Origin of the sequence: Paracoccus sp. (in: a-proteobacteria), assembly GCF_030538495.1 — a bacterium.
In the GTDB taxonomy this organism is placed as follows: domain Bacteria; phylum Pseudomonadota; class Alphaproteobacteria; order Rhodobacterales; family Rhodobacteraceae; genus Paracoccus.
Map to the genome: position 1 here is coordinate 112,124 of NZ_JAUNTW010000003.1, position 22,629 is coordinate 134,752.

The following is a 22,629-nucleotide window of genomic DNA, read 5'->3' on the forward strand; positions in this document are numbered from 1 at the left end:
CGCGCCGGTTGGTGCGGCCTTTTTGCGTTGTTTCGGGCGTTGTTTTCGGGGATGGCGCCGGGGGCTTCGCGCCCCCGGACCCCCGCGGGATATTTGTGCCAAGATGAAAGCGCGAGGGGGGGGGTGATGGCGGCGGCGGTTGGGGCCGCCGCCGTCGGTTAGTAGTCGCGTTCGTAGAACAGGCCCAGACTGCTGGCGCCGTCGCTGCCGACGGTTCCGCGGGCGCGCAGGCTTTTGGTGACGTCCAGATTCAGGTTGATCGTGCTGCGCCCGCTTTCGTCGATGGACACATCGGTATAGACGTTTTCCGACAGATACCGGCCCGCGCGCAGTTGCACATCGCCGTCATCGCTGGTCGTCAGGTCCAGATCGTCCAGCCCCAATTGATCGCGCAGATTGCCGATGATGCCTTCGCCGCCGGTTCCGGCCAGAACCGCAATGGAATTGGCCAGCTGCGCGGCTTGAATCGCGCTGATATTGTCCAATCCGCGCCCGAACAGCATCTGGGACAGGACTTCTTCCTGTGGCAGTTCGGGGTTGGATTCGAACCGAATGTCGGGTTCGGACACCGGGCCATCGATGATGATGCGGGTGGTGATGCCGTCGCGTTCGGTTTCGGCCACCAGACGGATCACCGGGTCAAAGCTGCCTTGCAGTTCGATCAGCCCTTCGGTCAGGACAAAGCGGTTGCCCAGCAGGTCAACCCGCCCCCGGATCAGTTGCAGGCTGCCGGTTGGCACGACATTGCGCGTCGTGCCGCCGACCTGAAAGCGTCCGCCCAGTTCGGCGTCCACGCCGCGCCCGCGCACGAAGACGCGGTTCGGGGCGTTGATGACCAGATCAAGCTGCGGCGCGGGGCCGGTGCTGGCCGGGCGCGACGGGCCCGACGTCGCGGACAGGTTCGCGCGCGCCCGCGTGGCCCGCACCGGCGGGCGCTGATCGCCAATATGGGTGATGTTCGGGATCGCCCGCGCGCCGCCGAGGCCGGTTGAGGGGATACGCAGTTCTGCCTCGGACACGTCCACGCGGCCCTGGATCAGCGGCGCGGCCATCGGGCCGGTGACGCGGATATTGCCAGAGGCCGTGGCCTCATACAGGTTGGGGTCGCGCAGAACCGCGCCGTTCAGCGCAATCGCGATGTCCAGACGGTTTGCGTTCAGATCGACCGGCCCGCTGACGCGCAGCCCGCCACCTGCGGACAGCGCCGCGCCGCCGTCAACCATGATCCGCGCGCCCTGAAAATCGGCGGTCAGGTTGATGCCGTCCAGTCGCGCGCCCAGATCGGGGTCGGCCAATTGCCCGCCCGTCAGCGCCACCCGCCCGGTCAGCGATTGCAGTTCGGGCGGCCCGGCCAGACGCAGATTGATCGCCAGCGGTCCGGTCACCGCGCGGCCGTCCAGAAACGGATTGGCCAGTGCGGCATCCGCGCGCCCCGCAATGGTCAGATCGGCGCGCGATCCGTCCCGCGCGGCGGTGCCGTTGACGCGCAGATTGGTATTCCCCGGCGCGGTCGCGTTCAGGTCCAGGGCAAAGCTGTTGCCCTGTTCGCGGATCGTGCCGGTCGTGGTCACCGCGCCCTGAAATTCGGGGATCAGCAGGCCCAGATTGGCCAGACGCGCGTTCAGATTGATGCCGCGCGCGGGGTCTCCGTCCGCGGTCACGGTCAGTTGCGGGTTGGTGACGTTCAGGCGCTGAACGGAAATCCCGCCCGGCGACTGGCTGGCCGCCAGATCAAACCGCGTTTGCCCGCGCAGAACCGCATCGGCCTGTTCCTGCCCCACGGCCAGCCCGTTTGCGGTGCCGGATGCCGTGATGCGGCGGGTGTTGCCCTGTTCCGTCAGGCGCAGATCGCTGGTCAGCGCGCCGCGGATGCCGTTGCCCAGAAACCGCAGATCGCTGGCGTTGAGCTGAGCGGTCACATCCGTTGCCCCGCCGCCAACGGTGCCAGAGGCATTGGCGCGCAGGCGGGGGTTGTCGATCTGCGCGCGGTCAATTGTCAGCACGCCGCCCTGTTCGGTGCCGGTCACCGACAGGCGCGTATCGCCGGCAAGCGCGCCATCCACCTGCGCCTGACCAAAGGACAGATTGCGACCCAGACCCGAGATGTCCAGACGGCGCAGCCCGTCGCCCGCTTCGCGCAATGTGCCTTGGGCCGACAGCGACCCGCGCCAGCCGGGGCCAAAGGTGGCCAGAGTCGGCACTTCGGCTTCGGCCATCAGGTCGGTTTCGCCGCCGCCGATGCTGCCCGATGCGGTCGCACGCAGTTGCGGGTTTTCGATCCGCGCCGCGTCGATGCGGAACGTGCCGTTTTGTTCGGACCCCTGCACGACCAGTTGCGTGACCCCGGCCAGTGCGGCATCCGCCTGCGGCTGACCCACGGCCAGATTGCGGCCCGTGCCGGTCAGGTCCAGCACGCGCAGCCCGTCGCCGGTGTCGCGCAGCGTGCCGCGCGCGGTCAGCGCCCCGCCAAAGCCCGGCCCAAAGGGCGCAAGCGACCGGATATCCACATCGCCCGACAGATCGGTGATCCCGTCGCCCCAGGTTCCCGCCGCCTGCACATCCATCTGATTATTCGTCAGTTTCAGATCGCGCAGGGTGATGGTGCCGTCACGTTCTTCGACCTGCGCGCGCAGATTCGTGGTGCCGGTCAGCGCGCCTTGCGCCTGAGCTTGGCCAAAGTCCAAATCCTCGCCCTGCCCGGTCAGGTCCAGAAACCGGGTGCCGTCCTGTTCGCGGATCGTCGCATCGGTGGAAAACGTGCCGGACCATTCGCGGCGGATGGCGGACAGGTCCACCACCTGAACCTGCGCCAATGCATCAATGGCGCCGCCGATAAAGCTGCCCTGACCGCTGGCGTTCAGTTGCGGATTGGCGATGCGGAAATTCTGCAACTGATAGCCCGCATCGGTTTCGCCCGCCAGAATGGTCAGATTCGTGCGCCCCTGCAACGCGCCATCCAGTTCGGTGATGCCGATGCGCAGATCATCCGCCTCGCCGCTGACCGACAGACGCCGCGCGCCGGATGGGCCGTTCAGATTGGCCGTCGCCTGCAATGATCCGTTGAAATCCGGGTCAATATCGGACAGCGACGGGACCGAAATCACCGCCTGCACATCCGACGACAGCTTCGTCAGCATCCCCTGCGCCTGCGCGGTCATCCGCTGGGCGTTGATGCTGAATTCGGAAATCTCGGTCCCGGTTTCGTCGCGGCGCGCCAGCAACACGATGCTGGATTCGCCCGACAGCAGCCGGTCGCCCTGCGGGTGATCGACGGTGATGTCGGTGCCGGTGATCTGGGCGTCAATGTCAAAGCTGCGGTTCAGAACGATGTAATAGCCCTGCGCCTGCAATTCAGCCGCGCCGGACAGGGGCCGCCCCGCCACGCCCGACAGGCGCGACAGATCGGCATATTCCGCCTGCGTGGCAAGGGCCAGCGTGATGCCGCTGGACAGGCCCGAAATCAGCAGATCGCCGGTCAGGTCGTAATCCGTTCCCGCCAGTTCCAGATTTTCGATGTCCACGGTGCTGCCGGGGGCAAAGCTGAAATCGGCCGATCCGCCAATCGCGTCGCCCACGGCCTGCGCCATGGCCGGATCGTCAAAGCCGATCCCCGTCGCGCCAAAGCCCAGCAGACCGGTGATTTCCGACAATGCGCCGCCGTCCAGCACGACAACGCCCTGACCGTCCAGCCGCAATTCGCCGATGCGCGTTTCGCCCAGATCAAGCTGGCCGATGATGCCGTCCAGCGTCCAGCCCTGCCCCTCTGCGGCGTCGTAATTCAGGTTCAGACGCCCCGATTCAACCGTCGTCCCGTCGCCCGCAAAGGGCAGCGCGACCGGCACCACGGCGGCGTTTGCGTCGCGCCCCAATGCGATGTTCAGTTGCGCCCGTTCCGGCGCGGATTGCGCGTTCAGATACAGCGATCCGTCAATGCCCAAGGCGTCGGTCGCGATGCGCAGTTCGGGGATTTGCAAGCGGCCATCTTCGGCCCGCCAGCCCTGCGCCGACAGATCGGCACGGTTGCCGAAAAACGCGCGGTTTTCGGGCGCCATCAGCGCGGCAATATCGCCGCCGATCTGGGCGCGGAACCCGGTGCCGGGGCTGCCATCGGGACCGGTTTGTTCGGCGGCCATGACCGTGCCGGTAACGCGCGGCTGACCATCGGTTGCCAGCGAAATATCGGCGCTGAAATCGCGGATTTCACCTTCGCCGCTGATGTCGGCCTGAATGGCGGGTTTGTCATAGATATTGGCCAGATTAACCAGCAGACCGTCGGCGTCTTCGTCCAGCTTCAGGTTCAGGCGCAGGATTTGCGTGTCATTGGCATAACCCGCATCCAGCACAAATTCCCCGCGCGCGGCGTCCAGACGGTTGATGGTCAGTTTGGCCTCGCCCTCGCCTCCGGCAAGGCTCATTTTGCCATCAACCGAAATCGCGGCGGCGACGCCGATCAGCGGCTCGCCCAGTTCAACCCGCTGCGCGATGATCTGGTCAATATTCAGCGCAACCGGCAGTTCCGGCAGCGCAAAGACCGGCGCATCGACGGATACGGACGGCGTGGCTGACCCTTCGGATACCGGCGTGCGCGGGATCAGGATTTCCGCCGCCGACAATTCGGCAATTTCAATCCGACGGCGCAGCAGGGCCGACCGGTTCCACTGAATCGCGCCGTCGCGCAGGGTCAGCCAGACCCCTTCGTTATCGGCAATGCGGATTTCGCGGAACGTGGCGCGCGATGACAGCGCGCCTTCGAACCCGTCGATCACCACCGTTCGCCCCGCGCCCGACAGGTTGCGTTCCAACAGCCCGGTGATAAAGCCCCGATCGTCCGAGATTTGTTCCGACAATTCCGCCGCGGTCTGCGCGATAGCCGCCATGGGCAGAAACAGCGCAAACAGATAAATCCAGATGTTCCGCATCAGAATGCCTGCCCCAGTCCCAGATACAATTGCACGCCGCTGCCCGTGTTGCCGCTGACCGGCCCGGCCACGTCAAACCGCAGCGGCCCGATCGGCGTGTCATAGCGCACGCCCAGCCCCGCCCCGGCATGCGATCCGAAATCGCCGCCAAAGCCGCCATCCGTCCAGACGCGCCCGTAATCGGCAAAGGCCACCACGCCGATGCGTTCGCGGACCTGATACCGGATTTCGGCGGTTGCGGTCGCAATGCTCATCCCGCCGGTTTTGATCGTGCCGCTGGCACCTTGGATCACATTCACGCCCAGCGATTGATAGGGCTGGCCGCGCACGGTCCCGCCGCCCCCGGAATAGAACAGATAACTGCGCGGGGTTTTGCGAATATCGGCGCCCAGCACCGACCCGATGCGCGCCCGCCCGGCCAGCGTGATCGCGTCATCCGCCCCGAACGAGACATAGCCGCGCCCCTCACCAATGACCTGCGCGCCCGAATCGGTATCGCCAAAGCCAACAAAGGGCGTCACATCGCCGCGCAGGTAATAGCCGCGCTTGGCGTTGTTTTGCGGGTCGCGCCGGTCCAGCACCACATCCGACGGCAGCGCCAGCACCCGGAAATCGGTGCGGATATCGTCTTCGTAAACGCGGGCAAAGCGGTATTGAATCGCGGTGTTCGCGGTCAGTTCATCGCTGACGATATGGCTAAATCCCAGAGCGACGCTGCCGGAATCTTCGCTGTAATCTTCTTCGCGCATCCGGGCCAGTTTGGTTTCCAGATAGGCGGTCGTGTCGGGTGTGATCGTGGCGGGGCGGTCGATGCGGATGCTGAACTGTTCGTCGCGTTCGCTGAGTTTTGATCCGATGTCGCTGACGCGGCCTTCGACCCGGAACCGTTCGCCGCCGCCAAGCAGGTTGCGGTGCATCCAGAACCCCGACACCATCACGCCGTCGGTGTTCGAAACCTCGACCCCGGCACCGATGCGGCGTTTTTTGTTTTCCACCACGGTCAGGTCAACATCCATGACATTGCCGGGGCGCAAGTTGTCCGATTCCGTCAGCGTCATGGCGGAAAACACCCCGCTGCGGCGCAGGCGTTTGCGCACCGTGTCCAGATCGGCGGGGTCAAAGCGTTCGCCTTCGGGGAACCCGGCGATTTTGCGCAGACGGCGTTCGTTCATACGCTCCAGCCCGCTGACATGCATGTGCCCGAAGGTCACCAGCGGGCCGGGATTCAGCGCGATGCGGCTGTCCACGCGGTTGTTGGTGTGATCGGCCACGATGGCCTGATCAGCCAGATCAGCCTTGGCATGGCCGTGATCGCGCCAGCCATCCACGCCCGCCATGGCCGCGCGACGCATGGTGCCGGTGCCTGCGGTTTCGCCCACGGCATAGCCCGACGGCAGATCGGTTCCCGGCGCGACGGGGGCAATATCGGCGCGGCTGAACCGGAAACGAGGCCCCGGTTCGACCTGCACGGTGACGCGGTTCACCACGCGCGGGCCGTCCAAGGGGGCGATGTCGGCGGCCTCGCGCCCGTCCAGTTTGATGTTGATGACGCCGGAATAATAGCCTTCGTCATACAGCACGCCAAGGATGCGGGCATAATCGGCGCGGGCGGCGGCGATCAGATCGGGTCCGGTGCTGCGGTCTTCGTCCAAGGCGCTGCGGATCAGAGAAGCGTTGCGAATGGCGCGTTCCAGCCCGCCATCATCGCCCGCCACGTTCAGGTCCAAGGCAACCGCACTGGTGCTGGCGGTGTCGCGGCTAAACCAGCCCGAAAACGGGTTCGAGGACTGCGCAACCGCCCCCCCCGCACAACCCAAAGCCGTGGTCGCCACAGCAACCGCCCAAAGATATGCCCGCATTTGTCTGCCCCTGTCCGTGCTTTGCCACATAAAAACAGAAAAATGGGCGGGAAATCCAGCACTTCGTTCACAGAAATGGGTCAGCGTCACTTAACCTTTGTAAAAAGGCGGCGGAGTGCGTCTGGATATTTTGGAATCACGCGTCAAATCGCCGTCATGATCTGACCGAAAGGAATGCCCCCCGCCTGTTATCGGCGGGGGTTGTCTGGCGGTTGAGCCAAACGTGCTAGCAGGTTATCCAATTGCGCAAATGCGATCCATGGCAGGGCGTGCAGATACCACGCGCCCCCCGCGGCGTAGATCACAAAATGCGCGATTGCGACACAGGTAATCCCCAGCCGCAAAAAACGCCAATCCTGTGGCGTCATTGCCAAGCTGGGCGCGACGGGGGCGGGTTGATCTGACCCGCGCGCAGTCACGGGCAGGGCTGCGACCTCGTCAGGCGTCAAAGCGCCCAAACGCGCTTGGGGCGGGCTGGTGCGGATCATGCGCGCGGGCCGTGTTTGGCCGCTGCGATCCAGAGTCGTGAACCGACAATGCCCGACACCAAATTCGCGCGCGAACTCAATTGTCGACGCGCATTGGCTGCGCACAATCGTCGGAATGTCGCGGGCCGATTGGCTGGCGAAAATCAGCGCGACGCCTTTTGACTGCATTTGACGCAGGGTTGCATCCACCGAACGCATCAGGGCGGGGGTGGCCCCATCGAACAGGGAATGCGCCTGGTCAATCACGATTGCCACGTTAGGGCGGGGCAGATCCCCACATTCGCGCAGGCGGGTGGCGTATTCGCGCAACAGATACAGCATCATGGCGCCGTAAAGAGCAGGCGAATGGATGAGTCGGGAAACATCAATAATGCTGACCTTTCCGTCAGGCACCGAATCCGCAATATCATAATCAGGGGAACCGAACAGATCGCCGAAGCCCTGCGTTTCGATCCGCAGCAGCGCGCGTTGAACCGTGCCGATGCTTGCAGGGGTGACGTAACCCAAATGCGCGACCTGTTGCGGATCAGCTGCCATCAGCGCCAAGAGATTCCGAAAGTCTTTCAATGTATTCAGATAGTAATCTCGTTCTTTTGCGAACGCAAACGCAATTTCCACGGCCCCCGCCTGCGCATCGGGCAGTTCCAATGCGCGGGCCATCAAATCCGCGCCCAGCCGCCACATCTCAAGCCGCATAGCCACGCCGGGGCCGGTCAGAGGCTGCAACACGCTGACATTACAGGATCGGGTCAGCGCCATCAGATCACCTTTCATATCCGGCGCGATGACCGCGGCCCCCCTGTCGGCAAAAGATTCCATCAGCTTCATCATGGTGACGGTTTTGCCCATGCCGGCGGGGCCGGTGATGACCGTATGACGGTTGGCAAACCGGGCCGGGATACCCACGCCGGGGGCAATGTGGATCATCGGCATAAAACACCCTTTCCAGAAAAACCGTCAGCCATCACCAGAAACGCATATTCTGCGCCCGGTCGCAAATCTTTGTCGGCGTTGTCCTTAACGCGCCGCGCCCGCCGCCACCAAACACCCCTGCAACGCGGCCATATCGTCGCGGATCAGCAGGATGGGGGTGTTTTGCGGGATATGCGCCATCAGCGGGTTGCCCAGGAAACCGCGGGTGAAATCGTCCATGCGCGCGGCCAGACTGCGCCCGACGCTGCCTGCCAGATACAGCCCCGCCAGTGGCATGAACCGCAGCGCCAGATCGCGGCACAGCACCCCCGCCAGTTCGGCAAAGAACGCGCAGGTCGCGCGGGCGGCGGCGTCCCCGGCATCGGCGGCGGTGACGACATCTTCGGCGCGGCAGGGCGCGGCGGCGGTCAGGGCGGCGTGCAGCGCGGCAAGGCCACGGCCGGCAAACAGATCCTCGGTCGTGGGGAAGGCGTCGGCCTGTGCGCCGATGCGATCCGACAGCGCGCGCCAGATGGGGGCGGGCAAGGTTGTGTGGCCTTCCTCGGCCTCAAGCGCGACGGTCTGGCCCGCCTGCGTCCGCGTGGCGCAGACATTGAACCCGGTGCCAAAGCCCACGACCAAAGCCTGTCCGTTCTGCGCCCGGGTCTCGGGGGCCGCGCGCAGCATCGCCACGCCGTCGCCCGACAGCGCGGCGGTCGCAAAGCCCAATGCGGTCAGGTCGTTCATCAGCACCGCGCGCCCCGCCCCTGTCAGATCGCGCAACCGGGTTTCGGTAAAATCCCAGTCGCGATTGGTCAGCCGCGCCGCCCCGCCCGCGACCGGCCCCGCCACGGCGACACAGACCGCATCGACCGAGGGCCGCCCCTGTTCGTCCAGAAACCGCGTCACCACATCGTCAAAGCGGGCGAAATCATCGCCTCGGAACCGGGTGATCGTGGCCGCGTCAATCGCGCCATCCCGAACCAAGGCCAGCCGCGCATTCGTGCCGCCCACATCGCCCACAACCATCACCATGCCGGTTCCTCTGCTGAAATCACGCCGCAGGCATAGGGCATAACGCCGCCGGGTATAAGGGGGGATGACGGGCGGCGTTCAACCGGCTGTGACCGGGCCGGATGGAACCGCGCGCAGCGATTGCACGTTTCCCCGCCATGATGAACGCATTTACGAACCCCGAGGCCGCCATGTTCCGCACCCTGATCCGCACCGCCCGCATGACGCTGGCCGCAGGCATGGCCGCGGTGCTGGCTGCCCCTGCCATGGCCAGCATTGACCAGCCGGTTCAGGCATGGTCGGCCATGTCCGGCACTACGCCCGCCGCGCTGATGGCGCAGGCTCCGGCGATGCCGCTGTCGGATGATGCGATTGACGATCAGCCCTATTGCGCCAGCGACGCGGAAATCGCCATGACGCTGCGCCATGATTTTGCCGAAAACCCCGTTGATACGCAGCAGGTCGCGGGGGCCGAGTTGTGGGGGTCCGACGTGCTGGGGACGTGGACCCTGGTGGCCGAGCGTGACAACGACACCAGTTGCATCATCGCATCCGGCATCGGGTATCAGGACGAACGCGCCGTCACCGATTATTATGTCGTGTCGGGTCTGATGTGATCAGATCATGGCCTTGATTGCCGCGACATGGGCGGGATCGGCGGCGCGCACATCGCCCGCCCAGTCCCGCGCCGTAGCCATCAGATCATCCCCCGAAACGATATGATCCACCAATCCCCACAACAGCGCCTGATCCGCCGAGGCCTTGATCCCCGCCATCAGGATCATTTTCGCCCGCGCGGGTCCGACCAGATCGCGCAGCCGCCCCGGATCGGCGGGCTGCGGCAGATAGCCCAGCCGCATCACCGGATAGAAAAACCGCGCCCCCGGCACCGCCACGCGCAGATCGCAAGCCAGCACCATGCCGAACGCGCCGCCCGCCAGCGTGCCGTTCAGCGCCGCGATTGTCAGACAGGGCAGCGCCGAGATGCGCCCCGACAACTGATCCCACAGCGGCGACGTGGCCAGCCCCGCGCGTGCCTGATCCAGATCGGCGCCTGCGGAAAACACCGACCCCTCGCCCGTCAGGATCACCGCGCGGATGCCCGCATCCGCCACCCGGTCCAGTGCCGCGATCAAATCCGACAGCATGTCACCGGTCAGAGAATTGGCCTTATCCGGGCGCGCAATGGTCAATGTCATCACGCCGTCATCAATGTCACATTTGATCACAACTTGTTCCCTTTCCTTAGGGCTGACGCTGTGTCACAACCCTGCCAACCCATCCTTTGAAGAAAGGTATCTGATATGTTTCGCACTCTTTCAACCTCGGGTCTGGCGCTGATCATTGGCGCAGGCGCTGTGTTTGCCGATGTGACCCCGGCGCAGGTCTGGGACAATATGCAACGCGCTTATGTCGATCAGGGCTATGCCGTGACGGTCGGCGGTCAGGACATCGCAGGCGACGTGCTGACGGTGAACAACGTCGTGCTGGCCCTGCCGACCGAAGACCACAGCCGCGCCGACATCACCATTCCGCGCATCGTGTTCCGTCAGGACGGCGCGACCGTCCGCAGCATCGCCGAAGGTGACATCCTGATGGCGCTGCGCGCGACCGATGACGACGATCAGGAAACCGGCATCGACGTGGTTCTGACCATGCCGGGCAATGAAACCGTGTCATCCGGCACGCCGGACGACATGCGTCACGACTTTACCGTGCCGACCACAACGCTGGCCGCGCGGATGACGGACACGACCAACCCGACCCCTGTGACCGGCACCATGACCAACCTGACCGGCTGGCATCATGTGACGAAAACCGCAGCCGGGACCGAACAAACATCTGAAATGGCCGCTGATTCGCTGGACCTGCGTATGGCCATGACCATGGATCGGGATGAAGATGAAAGCCACGAGGGCGAACTCGACACCCTGACCGCGAATCTGACCATCACCGGCCTGACCGGCACAACCGCCGGCGCCACGCCCGAAGGTGCCGATTTCAACGAAGCCCCCGGTCAGGCGCTGCGCGACGGCATGGCGGTTGACGCGACGCTGGGCTTTGCCAGCCTGACGGGCCGCTTTGACATGACCGGCACCGATGAGGACGGCGAAACGACCGCAGCAAACGGCGAATTTTCGGGCGGCGAAATGGCGCTGACCCTGAAAATGTCGGCGGACGGGCTGTATTACGGCAGCACCGGCCGCGACGGCCGCGTGACCCTGAACGTCCCCGACATGCCGGTCATCGACTATCGCATTGCGGAAACCGCCTTTGGCCTGACCATGCCGATGCTGGCCGCCGAACAGCCGCAGAATTTCGCCCTGACCTATGCCCTGAAAGGCGTCGAGCTGGGCCAAGGGGTCTGGACGCTGTTCGACGCCGAATCGAAACTGCCGCGCGATCCGCTGAACCTGACGATCGACCTGTCGGGTCAGGCCACGATGAAGGCTGACCTGACCGATCTGGCCGACCACGAAGACGTTCCCGCCACGCTGCACAGCCTGGACGTGAACAAAGTCGCTCTGGACGGCGCAGGCGCAAGCGCCAATGTGACCGGCGCCCTGACCTTTGGCGAAGACCTGACCGCGCCCACCGGCACCATCAACGGTCAGTTCAGCGGCGTGAACGAATTGGTGAACACGCTGGTCGCCATGGGGCTGATCCCGCAGGATCAGGCCATGGGCGCGCGGATGATGATTGCGATGTTCGCCCGCCCCGTGGACGGTCAGGCCGATGTGCTGGCAACGGAATTCGAATTCCGCGACGATGGCAGCATTTTCGCCAATGGCCAGCAAATCCAGTAACCGGATCTTTACGATTTGATGCGAGATTGGGGGTCGGGGCGCTTGTCCCGGCCCCTTTTTGCTGCGGTTGTCATTTCGCACGCGGCGCGGCACAACAGGGGGAATGTGAAAGGAAACCCATGTCGGCCGATCTGTCATCCCTTGCCCATCAGTTGATCGACGCGGCCCGCCGCGCCGGGGCCGATCAGGCCGATGCCTTGGCCGTCGATGGCCGTTCCCTCAGCATCGAGGTGCGCTCCGGCCAGCTGGAACAGGCCGAACGGGCCGAAGGGGTGGACATCGGCCTGCGCGTGCTGATCGCGGGGCGTCAGGGCTGTGTGTCCGGGTCGCTGACCGATGCGGCGACGATTGCCGCCATGGCCGAACGCGCCGTCGCCATGGCACGCGAAGCGCCGGTCGATGACACGCTGGGGCTGGCCGATGCGGGCGAATTATCGACGCGGCGCGATGCGGATGGGTTGGAATTGGCCGACAACGCCCCCGAACCCAGCCCCGATGCGTTGCAGGACATGGCCCTGCGGGCCGAGGCGGCGGCCCTGTCGCGCCCCGGCATTTCGCAGGTCGAATCGGCGGCGGCGGGTTATGGCCTGCGGCGGATGTGGCTGGCGGCGACGAACGGGTTTTCGGGCGGTTACACGCGCAGCACGCACAGCCTGTCCACGGTCGCGATCACCGGCGAAGGTTTGGGGATGGAACGCGACTATGCCGGAGAGGCGCGCGCCTTTGCCAGCGATTTGCCCGACCCGGAAAGCATCGGGCATCTGGCCGCCGACCGCACGCTGGCACGCGCCGGGTCGCGCAAACCGCCCACCGGCGCGTTCCCGATTTTGTATGATCACCGCGTGGCGTCGTCCCTGATTGCGCATCTGTTATCCGCGGTGAATGGCGCGGCGATTGCGCGCGGGGCCAGTTGGCTGCGCCGCGATCTGGGCGCGCAGGTGCTGCCTGCGGGCTTTGACCTGACCGATGATCCGCTGCGCCCGCGTTACCCTTCGTCGCGCCCCTTCGACGCCGAAGGGCTGGCCACCCGTCCCCGCCAGATCATCGCGGATGGCGTGCTGACCGGCTGGACGCTGGATTTGGGGACGGCGCGCAAATTGGGCATGACCAGCACCGCATCAGCCGCGCGCGGTATGGCATCCGCGCCCAGCCCGACGAATGGCAATGTCATCCTGACCTCCGGCACCGCCAGCCGCGACGATCTGATCGCTGACATGGGGCGCGGGCTGATCGTCACATCCATGCTGGGCGCGTCGGTCAACGCCACCACCGGCGATTATTCGCGCGGCGCGGCGGGGTTTTGGGTGGAAAACGGGCGCATCGCCTATCCGGTGAATGAATGCACCATTGCGGGCAATCTGCGCGATATGCTGATGACGATGCGCGCGGCCAATGACGCGCCGCCGTTCCGGGGGGCCACGGTCCCCAGCCTGCTGATCGGGGGGATGACCGTTGCCGGCGCCTGACGACGACCTGAGCCTGCTGACCCGCGCCGCCCGTCTGGCGGGCAGCATCTCTATGCGGTTCTGGAAGAAATCGCCCAAGGTCTGGGACAAAGGCGACCAAGGCCCCGTGACCGAGGCCGATCTGGCCGTCAACGACGCCCTGGCCGATCTGTTGCAAACCGCGCGCCCCGATTACGGCTGGCTGTCCGAGGAAAGCGAATCCGACGCCGCCCGTCTGGACGCGGAACAGTGTTTCATCATCGACCCCATCGACGGCACCCGCGCCTTTATCGACGGGCAGGACGGGTTTTCCCATTCGCTGGCCATATCGCGCGGCGACCGGATCGTGGCGGCGATTGTCTATCTGCCGGTCCGCGATCTGGCCTATACCGCCACAGCGGACGGCCCCGCGCTGTTGAATGGACGCCCGATTGCGCCGTCCGATGTGGGGATCGACGGCGCGCGGGTGCTGACCTATCGCGCGGCGACGGATGGGGGGCATTGGCGCGGCGGGCGCGTGCCGCCGTTTCGGCGCGAATTTCGCCCGTCGCTGGCGTGGAGGCTGTGTCTGGCCGCCGAAGGCCGGTTCGACGCCGCCCTGTCGCTGCGCGGCGCGTGGGAATGGGACATCGCGGCGGGCAGCCTGATCGCCGAACGCGCCGGTGCCGTGGTCAGCGACCGCCACGGCGAACGGATGCGGTTTAACAGCCCGCAGGCGATGATCGACGGGCTGGTCATTGCGGGGCCGCGACTGCATGGCGAGTTGATGGAGCAGCTCTCGGTTGAATAATTCGAATCAAATTCGATGGAAATGCGCGCCAATTGATGCGCGCGTTAACCCTGATAACGCACACAAACCCGCGCGACGGTGGTAACACGATCATGACCGGTCCGCCGGTTCCCGCAAGGCGGGCGTTCATAGTGACGGGTTAAGTGTTATCGCCTGCGGGCGGATCGGTGCGGGCCAACCGCGCCGATCCGGCTTAGCCCCCGAATATGTCGGCATACGCCGGTGCGGATTAAGGCGCATCGGATCAAACCCGGCGCGAAATGCGCGCGGGTTCTTTTGGCCGATACCCGCAGCCCCGACGTTCGAAACAACCGCCCCGTCGACACCTTGCGCCGTTATTCGCCGGTATCTTTGTGCCAATCATGGGTAAGCATCTTTCCGCTCTTTGGAACCGTCGCAACACAACCGATAGCAATGATCGCACAACGCACGGCGGCTTAACTGCAAGCATTCACGCCATGACCATCCACACATAGCGCATCTCGCCCCCAAGCATCTGCCGCCCCACCTGCCCCGCATCGTGACACAACTTCCGTGCAGCCGGGACAGGCGGGCCGGACCTTACCTGAATGGAACCAGTTTGATCGCATGGCGAAACGCGCGGGACCCACATCGCCAAACCTGCACCGGTAATCAGCCCCGCGCCAAGAGGTTCATGTCCAATGCGCCGATCAGAGTGACGCAACAAACGGATGACCGCATCGCCGCGATAGGGCACCAGCACAGGGCGCGGATCGGAAACCGATTCGAGCGCGTGGCAACCCAGCAATAGGCGCATCTTAGCCACCGGCACATCGTGCATCGCCCCTAAGCGTCAGCCGCCCCACCTGCCTCACATCGCAGCGTAGCCCCTGCGCCGCCGGAACATTCGGGCCGGACCTCACCTGAATGGAACCAATTTGATCGCATGGCGAAGCGTGCCGGACCCACATCGCCCAACCTGCGCCGGTAATCAGCCAAGCCAAAAGGGTTCAGTGTCACAAGCCCCCTGCCCGTGTGCCGGCGCAGTAGGACACCAGCACAGGCCCCATAAGACAGCGCGGAGCGTATGACAGGCGACGGCATGCACATCATCACCATCGACGCATCGCGCATTGCCCCACCATCGGCCCGCGCGCCGAACCTTACACGACCAACCTGCCCCTGTCGTCGGCAGCCCCCATACGCCCCACAATGCTGCACAAAACCCCTTGGGCATCATCCTGCGCGCCCTGCCCCGCCCCCTCGCGCAGCCGTTAACCGATTCGCATACCGTTCCCCCATCTTGACCCCGCCCCCACATCGCGTCACCATCCGCGCATGTCCCTGCCTGTTACACCCGCCCATCTGTCGCCTGCGGACGACGCCGCGCTGACCGAACTCTATCGTCGCGGCACGCCGCAAAATACCTTGCGGGCGTGGGAACGGGATTTGGTCTATATCACCGCGTGGAAGGCCGCGGCGTTTAACGCGCCCTTGGAGTGGCCCGAGGCTGAAAACGTCGCGCTGCGGTTTGTGCTGGATCACTCGGTCGATGTGACCGACGCCGCCGGCCCCGCGCGGCAGGTGGCCGATGCGCTGATCGCGGCGGGGTTGCGGCGCAGTTTGGCCTGTCCGGCACCGTCCACGCTGGACCGTCGCATCGCCAGTTGGCAGGCGTTTCACCGGATGAAGAACCTGCCCAGCCCCTTTGACGCGCCGCTGATCCGGCAGGCGCGTGGGCGCGCGCGACGGGCGGCGGCGCGGCCTGTGGCGCCGAAATCGGACAATCCCATCACGCGGGCGGTGCTGGAACAGATGCTGGCGACCTGTGATCACAGCCATCGGGGGATGCGCGACCGCGCGGCGCTGATGCTGGGCTGGGCGTCGGGCGGGCGCAGGCGGTCGGAAATCGTGGCGCTGAACCGCGATGATATTGATGACCGCGACTTTGACGGCTCGGGGCTGTTGCGCATCCGGTTGCTGGTCACGAAAACCACCGGCCCGCAGGACGCGCCGCGTCTGCCGCTGAAGGGGCGGGCGGCGCGTGCGGTGATGATCTGGCTGCGTGCGGCGCGGATCAGCGACGGCCCGGTGTTTCGCCCGATCAGCAAAACCGACCGCGTGTTGCCCCGCCGTCTGGACGCCGCCAGCCTGCGCGACATTGTGCGCAACCGGCTGGTTCTGGCCGGATACCCGCCCGATTTTGCCAGCACGCACGGGCTGCGGTCGGGGTTTCTGACGCAGGCGGCTCTGGATGGCGCACCCTTGGTTGCGGCGATGCAGCTGTCCCTGCATCGCAGCGCCGCGCAGGCGCAGCGGTATTACGCCGATATTGACATCGCCGATAACCCCGCCACCGATCTGCTGGGTTAGATCACCATATGGCGCACCCGCGCCGACACCCATTCGCTGATGACCACGGTGGCCAGCACCACCAGAATGATCAGCGACACCTGCGGCCAGGCCAGCACATTCAGGCTGGATTGCAGTTGCATCCCGATGCCGCCCGCGCCGACCAGCCCCAAAATCGCGCTTTCGCGGATGTTGATGTCCCACCGAAACACGCTGATGCCGTAAAAGGTCGGCAGCACCTGCGGCACGATGCCATAGGTCAGGATCTGCCCCTGAGATGCGCCGGTTGCGGTGATCGCCTCGATCTGTTTGATGTCGGTTTCCTCGATCGCTTCATACAGCAATTTGCCGATGAAGCCGACGGACCGAAACCCGATGGCAATGATGCCCGCCAGAATACCGGGGCCAAGGATCGACACCAGCAACAGCGCCCAGATCAGCGAATTGATCGACCGCGAGGCGACGATGCAAAACAACGCAAAGGGCCGTAAGATCAGCACCGAAGGCGTCGTGTTCCGCGCCGCCAGAAAGGCCAGCGGCACCGCGATGATGATGCCCAGCAGCGTTCCCAGCGTGGCGATGTTGATCGTGTCCCAGAGCGGCGCCCACAGCCGTTCCATATAGGACCACCGCGGCGGCACCGCCCGGCCCAAGAGATCGCCCGCGGCCTGCGGCGCGTCCCAGACAAAGCCCCAATTCGTCCGCGCCGTCATCAATTGCCAGCACCACACAAACAGCGCGACGGTCAGAAACCAGCCAAACCAGATCGCCAGACGCGCGCGGGGGCTGCGGTAGTGCCACAGTTTTTCCATCACTGCACCCATTTGCGCAAATGCCCCGATGCGTATTCCGACAGCATCACAATGGCGATGATAATCAACAGAACCGCGCCCGCGCTGCTGTATTCATAGCGCGACAGCGATGTGTTCAGCGTGGCCCCGATGCCGCCCGCGCCGACAATGCCGATGACGGCGGATTCGCGGAAATTAATGTCCAGCCGATACAGCGACAGCCCGATCAGGCGTGGCATGACCTGCGGCTGGATGCCGTAATTGATCAGCTGCATCCAGGATGCGCCGGTGGCGCGGATCGCCTCGGCCTGCTTTTCGTCGATGTCCTCGATGTCCTCGGCCAGCAATTTGCCGATAAAGCCGATGGTCGAAAAGGCCAGCGTCAGGAACCCGGCAAAGGCCCCGAACCCGAACAGCGCCACAAAGAAAATCGCAACGATGATTTCCTGCAAGGCGCGGCTGATGGCGATGATGCTGCGACAGATCAGATACACCCACCGAGGCGCCAGATTCCGCGCCGCCCCGATGCCGATGGGAATGGAAATCAGCACGCCAATGACGGTTGACGTGAACGTCATGGTCAGGCTTTCGATCAGCCCCGCTGAAATGTCGCGCCAACGGGTGGTGAAATCCGGCGTCAGAAAGCCGGTGACAAACCGCTGCCCGCGTTCCAGACCGGCGGCAACGCGGGTCCAGTTCACCTCGATCGTGCCGAAGGCGGCAATCAGATAGATCAGCGCGCCCATGGTCAGCGCCACCCGCCAGAACCGCGACTTGATCAATTGCGGCGGGCGTTTCCATGTGGTCGGATGGGTCATAACGCCTCTAACATGCTGTGGGCTTCGCGGTCATGGGCCTCGGCCTCGGCGTCTTCGTCGGCGGATTTGCGCATGGCGGCCCAGTCTTCTTCGCCGTAAATCTGGGTCAGGGCCTCGCCGGTCAGATCGCCGGGCGCGCCGTCAAACACGATCTGCCCCGCGCGCAACCCGATGATGCGGTCGGTGAATTGCTGCGCCAGCACCACATCGTGAATGTTTATGATCGCGGGCAGGCCCCGTTCGCGGCAGATTTCCACGATCAGCCGCATGATCTGACGGCTGGTTTTCGGGTCCAAACTGGCGGTCGGTTCATCGACCAGCAGCAATTCGGGGTTCTGTTCCAGTGCGCGGGCAATGCCGACGCGCTGACGCTGGCCGCCCGACAGCGCATCGGCGCGTTTATCGACATGCGCCGCCAGCCCCACCCGATCCAGCAGGCGAAAGGCGTTCTGAATATCGGCGGGCGGAAACCGCCGCAGCAGGCTGCGCCAGAACGACACATAGCCCAGCCGCCCCGACAGCACGTTTTCCATCACCGTCAGCCGTTCGACCAAGGCATATTCCTGAAAAATCATGCCGATGCGCCGACGGGCGCGGCGCAGATCGCCCGACCGCAGCCGCGTGATGTCGGTGTCGTTCAGCCGCACCGCGCCGCTGGTCGGTTCCACCAGCCGGTTGATGCAGCGGATCAGCGTGGATTTCCCCGCCCCCGATGGCCCGATCAGGCCCACGACCTGCCCCGCAGGAATGGTAAATGACGCATCCGACAGCGCCTTATCGCCGGTGCGATAGGTTTTCGTCAGCTTTTCTACGGTCAGCATTGCAGCCCCCAATAACAAAGGGCAGGCAGGGTTGCCCCCGCCCGCCCCGATCTGCGGCAATCGTCAGTTGCAGGTATAGGTCACGCCCATGGCTTCGTCGATCTGGCGGATGACCGACCAGTGGTCTTTGAACGAAATCGGGATGAACTGCGTTTCGCCCTGCGGGCCGAATTCTTTTTCCAGCCCCGTGCCGGCCCAGTCAAAGCTGAAAAACGCCTCTTGGATTTTTTCCTGCAATTCGGGTTTCAGGTTATAGACAACGCCGTAACCCGTGGTCGGGAAGGTGTCGGATTTATAGACCGTGACCAGATCGTCTTTGTTCACCACACCGCGCGCGGCCATGCGGGTCAGAACCGAATTGGCGATTGCGGCGGCGTCGTAATCTTTGTTCGCGACGCCCAGAATGGAATTGTCGTGGCCACCCGAAAAGGCGGGGGTGTAGTCGCGTTCGACCTGCAAATCAAATTCGGCTTCCAGCAGCGCCTGCGGGGCCTTGAACCCCGAATTCGACGTTTCCGATGTAAAGGCCAATTGCCGCCCCTTCAGATCGGTCAGTTCCGAAATGCCGCTGTCGGGATAGGTGATGATTTCCATTTCATAGCCATAGGACCCGTCGGCATTGGCCATCATCGCAAACGGACGGAACCCCGAACACGCGACCGCAATCGCGTTGCCACCGGTGTTCACGCCCGCAATGTGCAGACGACCGGCGCGCATGGCCTCATACTGGGCGGCGTTGTTCTGGACGGGGAAAAACTCGACCGGTTTGCCGGTGACGTCGGACATGTGGTCCAGAAACTCTTTCCAGACATCGACATAGACCGCCGGATCTTCGACCGGGGTATAGGCAAAGATCAGCGTGGCGGGGTCCACCTGCTGCGCGGGATCGGTCGGAATATCGGCGACCATATCGCCATCGGCATCGGTGAAACGCGGATCCAGTTTGAATTCCGCAACGGCGGGCAGCGCCAGCAAAGTGGCCAAGGCAGTGGCGGCGGTCAGACGCAGGGTGGTCATCATCGTCTCCTGAGATATGAATTTGACGGTCAGACTAGGGCGGGATTGTGACGTGAATGTGCAAATCGCGTGACAATCGCGTGACGTTTTGCGCCGCCCCCTTTGCGCCGTTTGAGGGCGGGGCAAGGGGCGTTGCCCCTCGGCCCCAAGGGGCCTCACCCCAGGATATTTGCGCACAGAAGATACGCACCGGGGTTTCTTCTGTGCATAAATACTCAGATAGCAACTTTTCCAACCCCGCGTTTGACTTCAAGATGGGCGACGGCTACCCTAAAATTGGAAAGATGGTGGCCCGGCAGGTAAGGGTGATGGTCCTATAATGGGCGATTTGTGTGGGTTCGAGCCCCACCCATCTTTCTATTTTGACGCCCAATCCTCGCACGCGACATTCAGCATTTAAGGCGACGGGGCTTCTTCTGTGCATAAATACTCAGATAGCAACCGTGCCGCCGGAGCTGACCTGTCGGATGTGGTGCAGCCAGTCCCGGATCACTGCGACCGCCTGCGGTTCGTCCAGAAACGGGATATGCCCCCGGTCGGGGATTTCGGCAAACAGCATATCGGGGCGGCGGGCGCGCATTTCGCGGGCGGTGTCCGGGCTGAGCAGATCCGACCCTGCCCCCCGGATCAGCGCAATCGGCAGCCCCGCCAAGGCGTCAAACAGTGGCCATGCATCGGGCAGCGGGTTGGCCTGCATCGCGGTGTCGAATGACTGGCGCAGCGCCGGATCATAGGTCAGCCCCACCCCGTCATCCGTCTGGACATAGTGGCGGACGGTTTCATCCGCCCAGCGGCTGGCCGGGACATTCGCAAATCCCGGCATCGCGGCAGGCAGGCGGTCGGCGATTTCCTGCAATGTGTTAACGGTGGGGGCCACGCCGATGAACTGCCCGATGCGCAGCAGCCCGTCGCGTTCAATCACCGGCCCCACATCATTCATGCACAGCCCCAGCAGCCGATCCCGCGCCGTGGCCGCAATCGCCAGACCCAGCAGCCCGCCGCGCGATGATCCGATGATCGCCGCCGCGGCCACGTCCAGATGATCCAAGAGCGCGATCGCGTCCTTTGCCTCTTGCCCGACGGTATAGGTGTCCGCGCCGGTCCAGTCGCTGTCGCCTCGGCCGCGACTGTCCAGCCGGATCACCCGGCAATCGCCCAGATGCCGCGCCAGATAGGCAAAGTCGCGCCCGTCCCGCGTCAGCCCCGCCAGACACAGCACCGGCAGGCCCTGCCCCTGATCGCGATAGGCCAGCCACGCGCCATCGGCTGTCTGAAACCGTGGCATGGTTCAGCCGCGCGCGGCACCCGCCGCGTCGTCGGTCAGGTCCATTTCCGGCACCGCATCCGGGATGATCAGCGTCGCATCGGTCGCGGCAATGATGTCATCGACGCTGACCCCCGGCGCGCGTTCGCGCAGGATCAGCCCCGATCCGCTGGGTTCGATCACCGCCAGATCGGTGACGACCAGATCCACCCGCCGCAGCGCCGTCAGCGGCAGCGTGCAGACCGGCACGATTTTCGACTGCCCGCGCGCGGCGTGCTGCATGGCCACCACCACGCGCGCGGCCCCGGTGACCAGATCCATGGCGCCGCCCATGCCGGGAACCATCTTGCCCGGCACCTTCCAATTGGCCAGATGCCCGGCTTCGTCCACCTGCAACCCGCCCAGCACGGTCATATCCAGATGCCCGCCCCGGATCAGGCCAAAGCTCATGGCGCTGTCAATCGACGCAGCCCCCGGCACGGCGGACACAAAGCCGCCGCCAGCATCGGTCAGATGCGGATCCTCCATCCCTTCGGGCGGGCGGGCGCCCAGACCGATGACGCCGTTTTCGGCCTGAAAGAACACGCCACGATGGGACGGCACGAAACTGGCCACCATGCTGGGCAGGCCGATGCCCAGATTGACCAGCATCCCCGGCTGAATCTCTTGCGCCACGCGGCGCGCGATGCGTTCTTTGGCGTCCATGATCGGTCCCCCTTACATCGGTCGCAGCAACAGATGATCGACCAGCACGCCCGGCGTTTTCACCGCATCGGGCGCGATCACGCCAACAGGCACGATCATTTCCGGTTCGGCAATCACGGTTGCCCCCGCCAAAGCCATCACCGGGTTAAAATTGTGCGAGGTCAGCGAATAGGCCAGATTGCCGACATAATCGGCCTGAAATGCGGAAATCAGCGCGAAATCGGCGTGAATCGGCGGTTCCACCAGATAGGTGCGGTTGTTGACCTGCACGGTTTGTTTGCCCTGTTCGACCTCGGTTCCCAGACCCGTAGGGGTCAGCACGCCGCCCAGGCCCATACCGGCGGCGCGGATCGCCTCGACCAGGGTTCCTTGCGGCATCAGGTCCACCTGAATCGACCCGTCGATCATGCCCGCCTGCGTTTCCGGGTTCAGCCCGATATGCGATGTCACGACGCGCGCCGCCGCGCCCGCCGAAATCAGCTTGCCGATCCCCACACCGGGCCGCGCGGTGTCGTTGGCGATGATGGTCAGGTCGCGCACCCCGCGTTCGACCATGGCGTCGATCAGACGGTGGGGCGATCCCACCCCCATAAAGCCGCCGATCATGACGCTGGCCCCGTCCGGGATCAGCGCGGCGGCGTCGTTTGCGGTGATGGCGCCCTTCAT

The 22,629-nt window shown here is 64.6% G+C and carries 17 protein-coding genes and 1 tRNA gene; 6 read left to right on the forward strand and 12 right to left on the reverse strand.

Going from position 1 to position 22,629, the window contains the following annotated elements; translation table 11 throughout:
* Positions 1–158: 158 nt before the first annotated feature.
* From Q4G20_RS03745 to Q4G20_RS03760, 4 genes are all read right to left on the reverse strand, one after another.
* The gene (locus Q4G20_RS03745; protein ID WP_303342019.1) at positions 159–4,919 is read right to left on the reverse strand and encodes a translocation/assembly module TamB domain-containing protein; all 4,761 of its coding nucleotides are present in this window, start codon (positions 4,917–4,919) and stop codon (positions 159–161) included.
* Positions 4,919–6,778 (reverse strand): autotransporter assembly complex family protein, encoded by a 1,860-nt coding sequence (locus Q4G20_RS03750; protein WP_303342020.1) that lies wholly within the window; start codon positions 6,776–6,778, stop codon positions 4,919–4,921. Before Q4G20_RS03750 ends, Q4G20_RS03745 begins: the two co-directional genes overlap by 1 nt.
* Before the next feature lie 188 nt (positions 6,779–6,966).
* Positions 6,967–8,199: a helicase HerA-like domain-containing protein gene (locus Q4G20_RS03755; protein WP_303342021.1), complete on the reverse strand. Its 1,233-nt coding sequence runs from the start codon at positions 8,197–8,199 to the stop codon at positions 6,967–6,969.
* A gap of 84 nt (positions 8,200–8,283) precedes the next feature.
* Entirely contained in the window at positions 8,284–9,213 is a 930-nt protein-coding gene (locus tag Q4G20_RS03760) for a glucokinase (protein ID WP_303342022.1), read from the reverse strand.
* A 101-nt stretch (positions 9,214–9,314) separates the two neighbouring features.
* Between Q4G20_RS03760 and Q4G20_RS03765 the strand changes: the two genes are divergently transcribed.
* Entirely contained in the window at positions 9,315–9,809 is a 495-nt protein-coding gene (locus Q4G20_RS03765) for a hypothetical protein (protein WP_303342023.1), read from the forward strand.
* Here the strand turns inward: Q4G20_RS03765 and Q4G20_RS03770 are convergent, their stop codons facing one another.
* Positions 9,810–10,421, reverse strand: coding sequence for an enoyl-CoA hydratase/isomerase family protein (locus Q4G20_RS03770; protein WP_303342024.1), 612 nt, complete (start codon positions 10,419–10,421; stop codon positions 9,810–9,812).
* 75 nt (positions 10,422–10,496) lie between these two features.
* On the opposite strand from Q4G20_RS03770, the gene Q4G20_RS03775 reads away from it, so the two are divergent.
* From Q4G20_RS03775 to Q4G20_RS03790, 4 genes are all read left to right on the forward strand, one after another.
* The gene (locus tag Q4G20_RS03775) at positions 10,497–11,999 is read left to right on the forward strand and encodes a DUF2125 domain-containing protein (protein WP_303342025.1); all 1,503 of its coding nucleotides are present in this window, start codon (positions 10,497–10,499) and stop codon (positions 11,997–11,999) included.
* A gap of 119 nt (positions 12,000–12,118) precedes the next feature.
* Positions 12,119–13,465: a TldD/PmbA family protein gene (locus tag Q4G20_RS03780; RefSeq protein WP_303342026.1), complete on the forward strand. Its 1,347-nt coding sequence runs from the start codon at positions 12,119–12,121 to the stop codon at positions 13,463–13,465.
* Positions 13,452–14,234, forward strand: coding sequence for a 3'(2'),5'-bisphosphate nucleotidase CysQ (locus Q4G20_RS03785; protein ID WP_303342027.1), 783 nt, complete (start codon positions 13,452–13,454; stop codon positions 14,232–14,234). The genes Q4G20_RS03780 and Q4G20_RS03785 overlap by 14 nt, the downstream gene beginning before the upstream one ends.
* Before the next feature lie 1,299 nt (positions 14,235–15,533).
* The gene (locus Q4G20_RS03790) at positions 15,534–16,568 is read left to right on the forward strand and encodes a tyrosine-type recombinase/integrase (protein WP_303342028.1); all 1,035 of its coding nucleotides are present in this window, start codon (positions 15,534–15,536) and stop codon (positions 16,566–16,568) included.
* Here Q4G20_RS03790 and phnE (Q4G20_RS03795) read toward each other — a convergent pair.
* The 4 genes from phnE (Q4G20_RS03795) to phnD form a co-directional block, all read right to left on the reverse strand.
* On the reverse strand, positions 16,565–17,359 hold the full coding sequence (gene phnE / locus Q4G20_RS03795) for a phosphonate ABC transporter, permease protein PhnE (RefSeq protein WP_303342029.1): 795 nt from the start codon (positions 17,357–17,359) through the stop codon (positions 16,565–16,567). The genes Q4G20_RS03790 and phnE (Q4G20_RS03795) overlap by 4 nt on opposite strands.
* A complete protein-coding gene (phnE, locus tag Q4G20_RS03800; RefSeq protein ID WP_303342030.1) occupies positions 17,359–18,156 on the reverse strand; it encodes a phosphonate ABC transporter, permease protein PhnE in 798 nt (265 codons plus the stop codon). Before phnE (Q4G20_RS03800) ends, phnE (Q4G20_RS03795) begins: the two co-directional genes overlap by 1 nt.
* On the reverse strand, positions 18,153–18,977 hold the full coding sequence (phnC, locus tag Q4G20_RS03805) for a phosphonate ABC transporter ATP-binding protein (protein WP_303342031.1): 825 nt from the start codon (positions 18,975–18,977) through the stop codon (positions 18,153–18,155). The genes phnE (Q4G20_RS03800) and phnC overlap by 4 nt, the downstream gene beginning before the upstream one ends.
* 63 nt (positions 18,978–19,040) lie before the next feature.
* Complete coding sequence (gene phnD / locus Q4G20_RS03810; protein WP_303342147.1) at positions 19,041–19,994, reverse strand: phosphate/phosphite/phosphonate ABC transporter substrate-binding protein; 954 nt, start codon at positions 19,992–19,994, stop codon at positions 19,041–19,043.
* 281 nt (positions 19,995–20,275) lie between these two features.
* Here phnD and Q4G20_RS03815 point away from each other — a divergent pair.
* Positions 20,276–20,351 (forward strand) — tRNA-Tyr (locus Q4G20_RS03815).
* A 73-nt stretch (positions 20,352–20,424) separates the two neighbouring features.
* Here Q4G20_RS03815 and Q4G20_RS03820 read toward each other — a convergent pair.
* From Q4G20_RS03820 to Q4G20_RS03830, 3 genes are read right to left on the reverse strand one after another with little or no spacing between them, the layout of a single operon-like run.
* Entirely contained in the window at positions 20,425–21,279 is an 855-nt protein-coding gene (locus Q4G20_RS03820) for an alpha/beta fold hydrolase (protein WP_303342032.1), read from the reverse strand.
* Between the two features lie 3 nt (positions 21,280–21,282).
* Entirely contained in the window at positions 21,283–21,963 is a 681-nt protein-coding gene (locus Q4G20_RS03825) for a 3-oxoacid CoA-transferase subunit B (RefSeq protein ID WP_303342033.1), read from the reverse strand.
* A 12-nt stretch (positions 21,964–21,975) separates the two neighbouring features.
* Positions 21,976–22,629: a CoA transferase subunit A gene (locus Q4G20_RS03830; protein WP_303342034.1), complete on the reverse strand. Its 654-nt coding sequence runs from the start codon at positions 22,627–22,629 to the stop codon at positions 21,976–21,978.

What these genes read in the sequence shown, in the direction of transcription:
- Q4G20_RS03745 (WP_303342019.1), bottom strand. Translation starts at nt 4,919, where the DNA reads ATGCGGAACATCTGGATTTATCTGTTTGCGCTGTTTCTGCCCATGGCG.
- Q4G20_RS03750 (WP_303342020.1), bottom strand. Translation starts at nt 6,778, where the DNA reads ATGCGGGCATATCTTTGGGCGGTTGCTGTGGCGACCACGGCTTTGGGT.
- Q4G20_RS03755 (WP_303342021.1), bottom strand. Translation starts at nt 8,199, where the DNA reads ATGCCGATGATCCACATTGCCCCCGGCGTGGGTATCCCGGCCCGGTTT.
- Q4G20_RS03760 (WP_303342022.1), bottom strand. Translation starts at nt 9,213, where the DNA reads ATGGTGATGGTTGTGGGCGATGTGGGCGGCACGAATGCGCGGCTGGCC.
- Q4G20_RS03765 (WP_303342023.1), top strand. Translation starts at nt 9,315, where the DNA reads ATGGAACCGCGCGCAGCGATTGCACGTTTCCCCGCCATGATGAACGCA.
- Q4G20_RS03775 (WP_303342025.1), top strand. Translation starts at nt 10,497, where the DNA reads ATGTTTCGCACTCTTTCAACCTCGGGTCTGGCGCTGATCATTGGCGCA.
- Q4G20_RS03780 (WP_303342026.1), top strand. Translation starts at nt 12,119, where the DNA reads ATGTCGGCCGATCTGTCATCCCTTGCCCATCAGTTGATCGACGCGGCC.
- Q4G20_RS03790 (WP_303342028.1), top strand. Translation starts at nt 15,534, where the DNA reads ATGTCCCTGCCTGTTACACCCGCCCATCTGTCGCCTGCGGACGACGCC.
- phnE (WP_303342029.1), bottom strand. Translation starts at nt 17,359, where the DNA reads ATGGAAAAACTGTGGCACTACCGCAGCCCCCGCGCGCGTCTGGCGATC.
- phnE (WP_303342030.1), bottom strand. Translation starts at nt 18,156, where the DNA reads ATGACCCATCCGACCACATGGAAACGCCCGCCGCAATTGATCAAGTCG.
- phnC (WP_303342031.1), bottom strand. Translation starts at nt 18,977, where the DNA reads ATGCTGACCGTAGAAAAGCTGACGAAAACCTATCGCACCGGCGATAAG.
- phnD (WP_303342147.1), bottom strand. Translation starts at nt 19,994, where the DNA reads ATGACCACCCTGCGTCTGACCGCCGCCACTGCCTTGGCCACTTTGCTG.
- Q4G20_RS03820 (WP_303342032.1), bottom strand. Translation starts at nt 21,279, where the DNA reads ATGCCACGGTTTCAGACAGCCGATGGCGCGTGGCTGGCCTATCGCGAT.
- Q4G20_RS03825 (WP_303342033.1), bottom strand. Translation starts at nt 21,963, where the DNA reads ATGGACGCCAAAGAACGCATCGCGCGCCGCGTGGCGCAAGAGATTCAG.
- Q4G20_RS03830 (WP_303342034.1), bottom strand. Translation starts at nt 22,629, where the DNA reads ATGAAGGGCGCCATCACCGCAAACGACGCCGCCGCGCTGATCCCGGAC.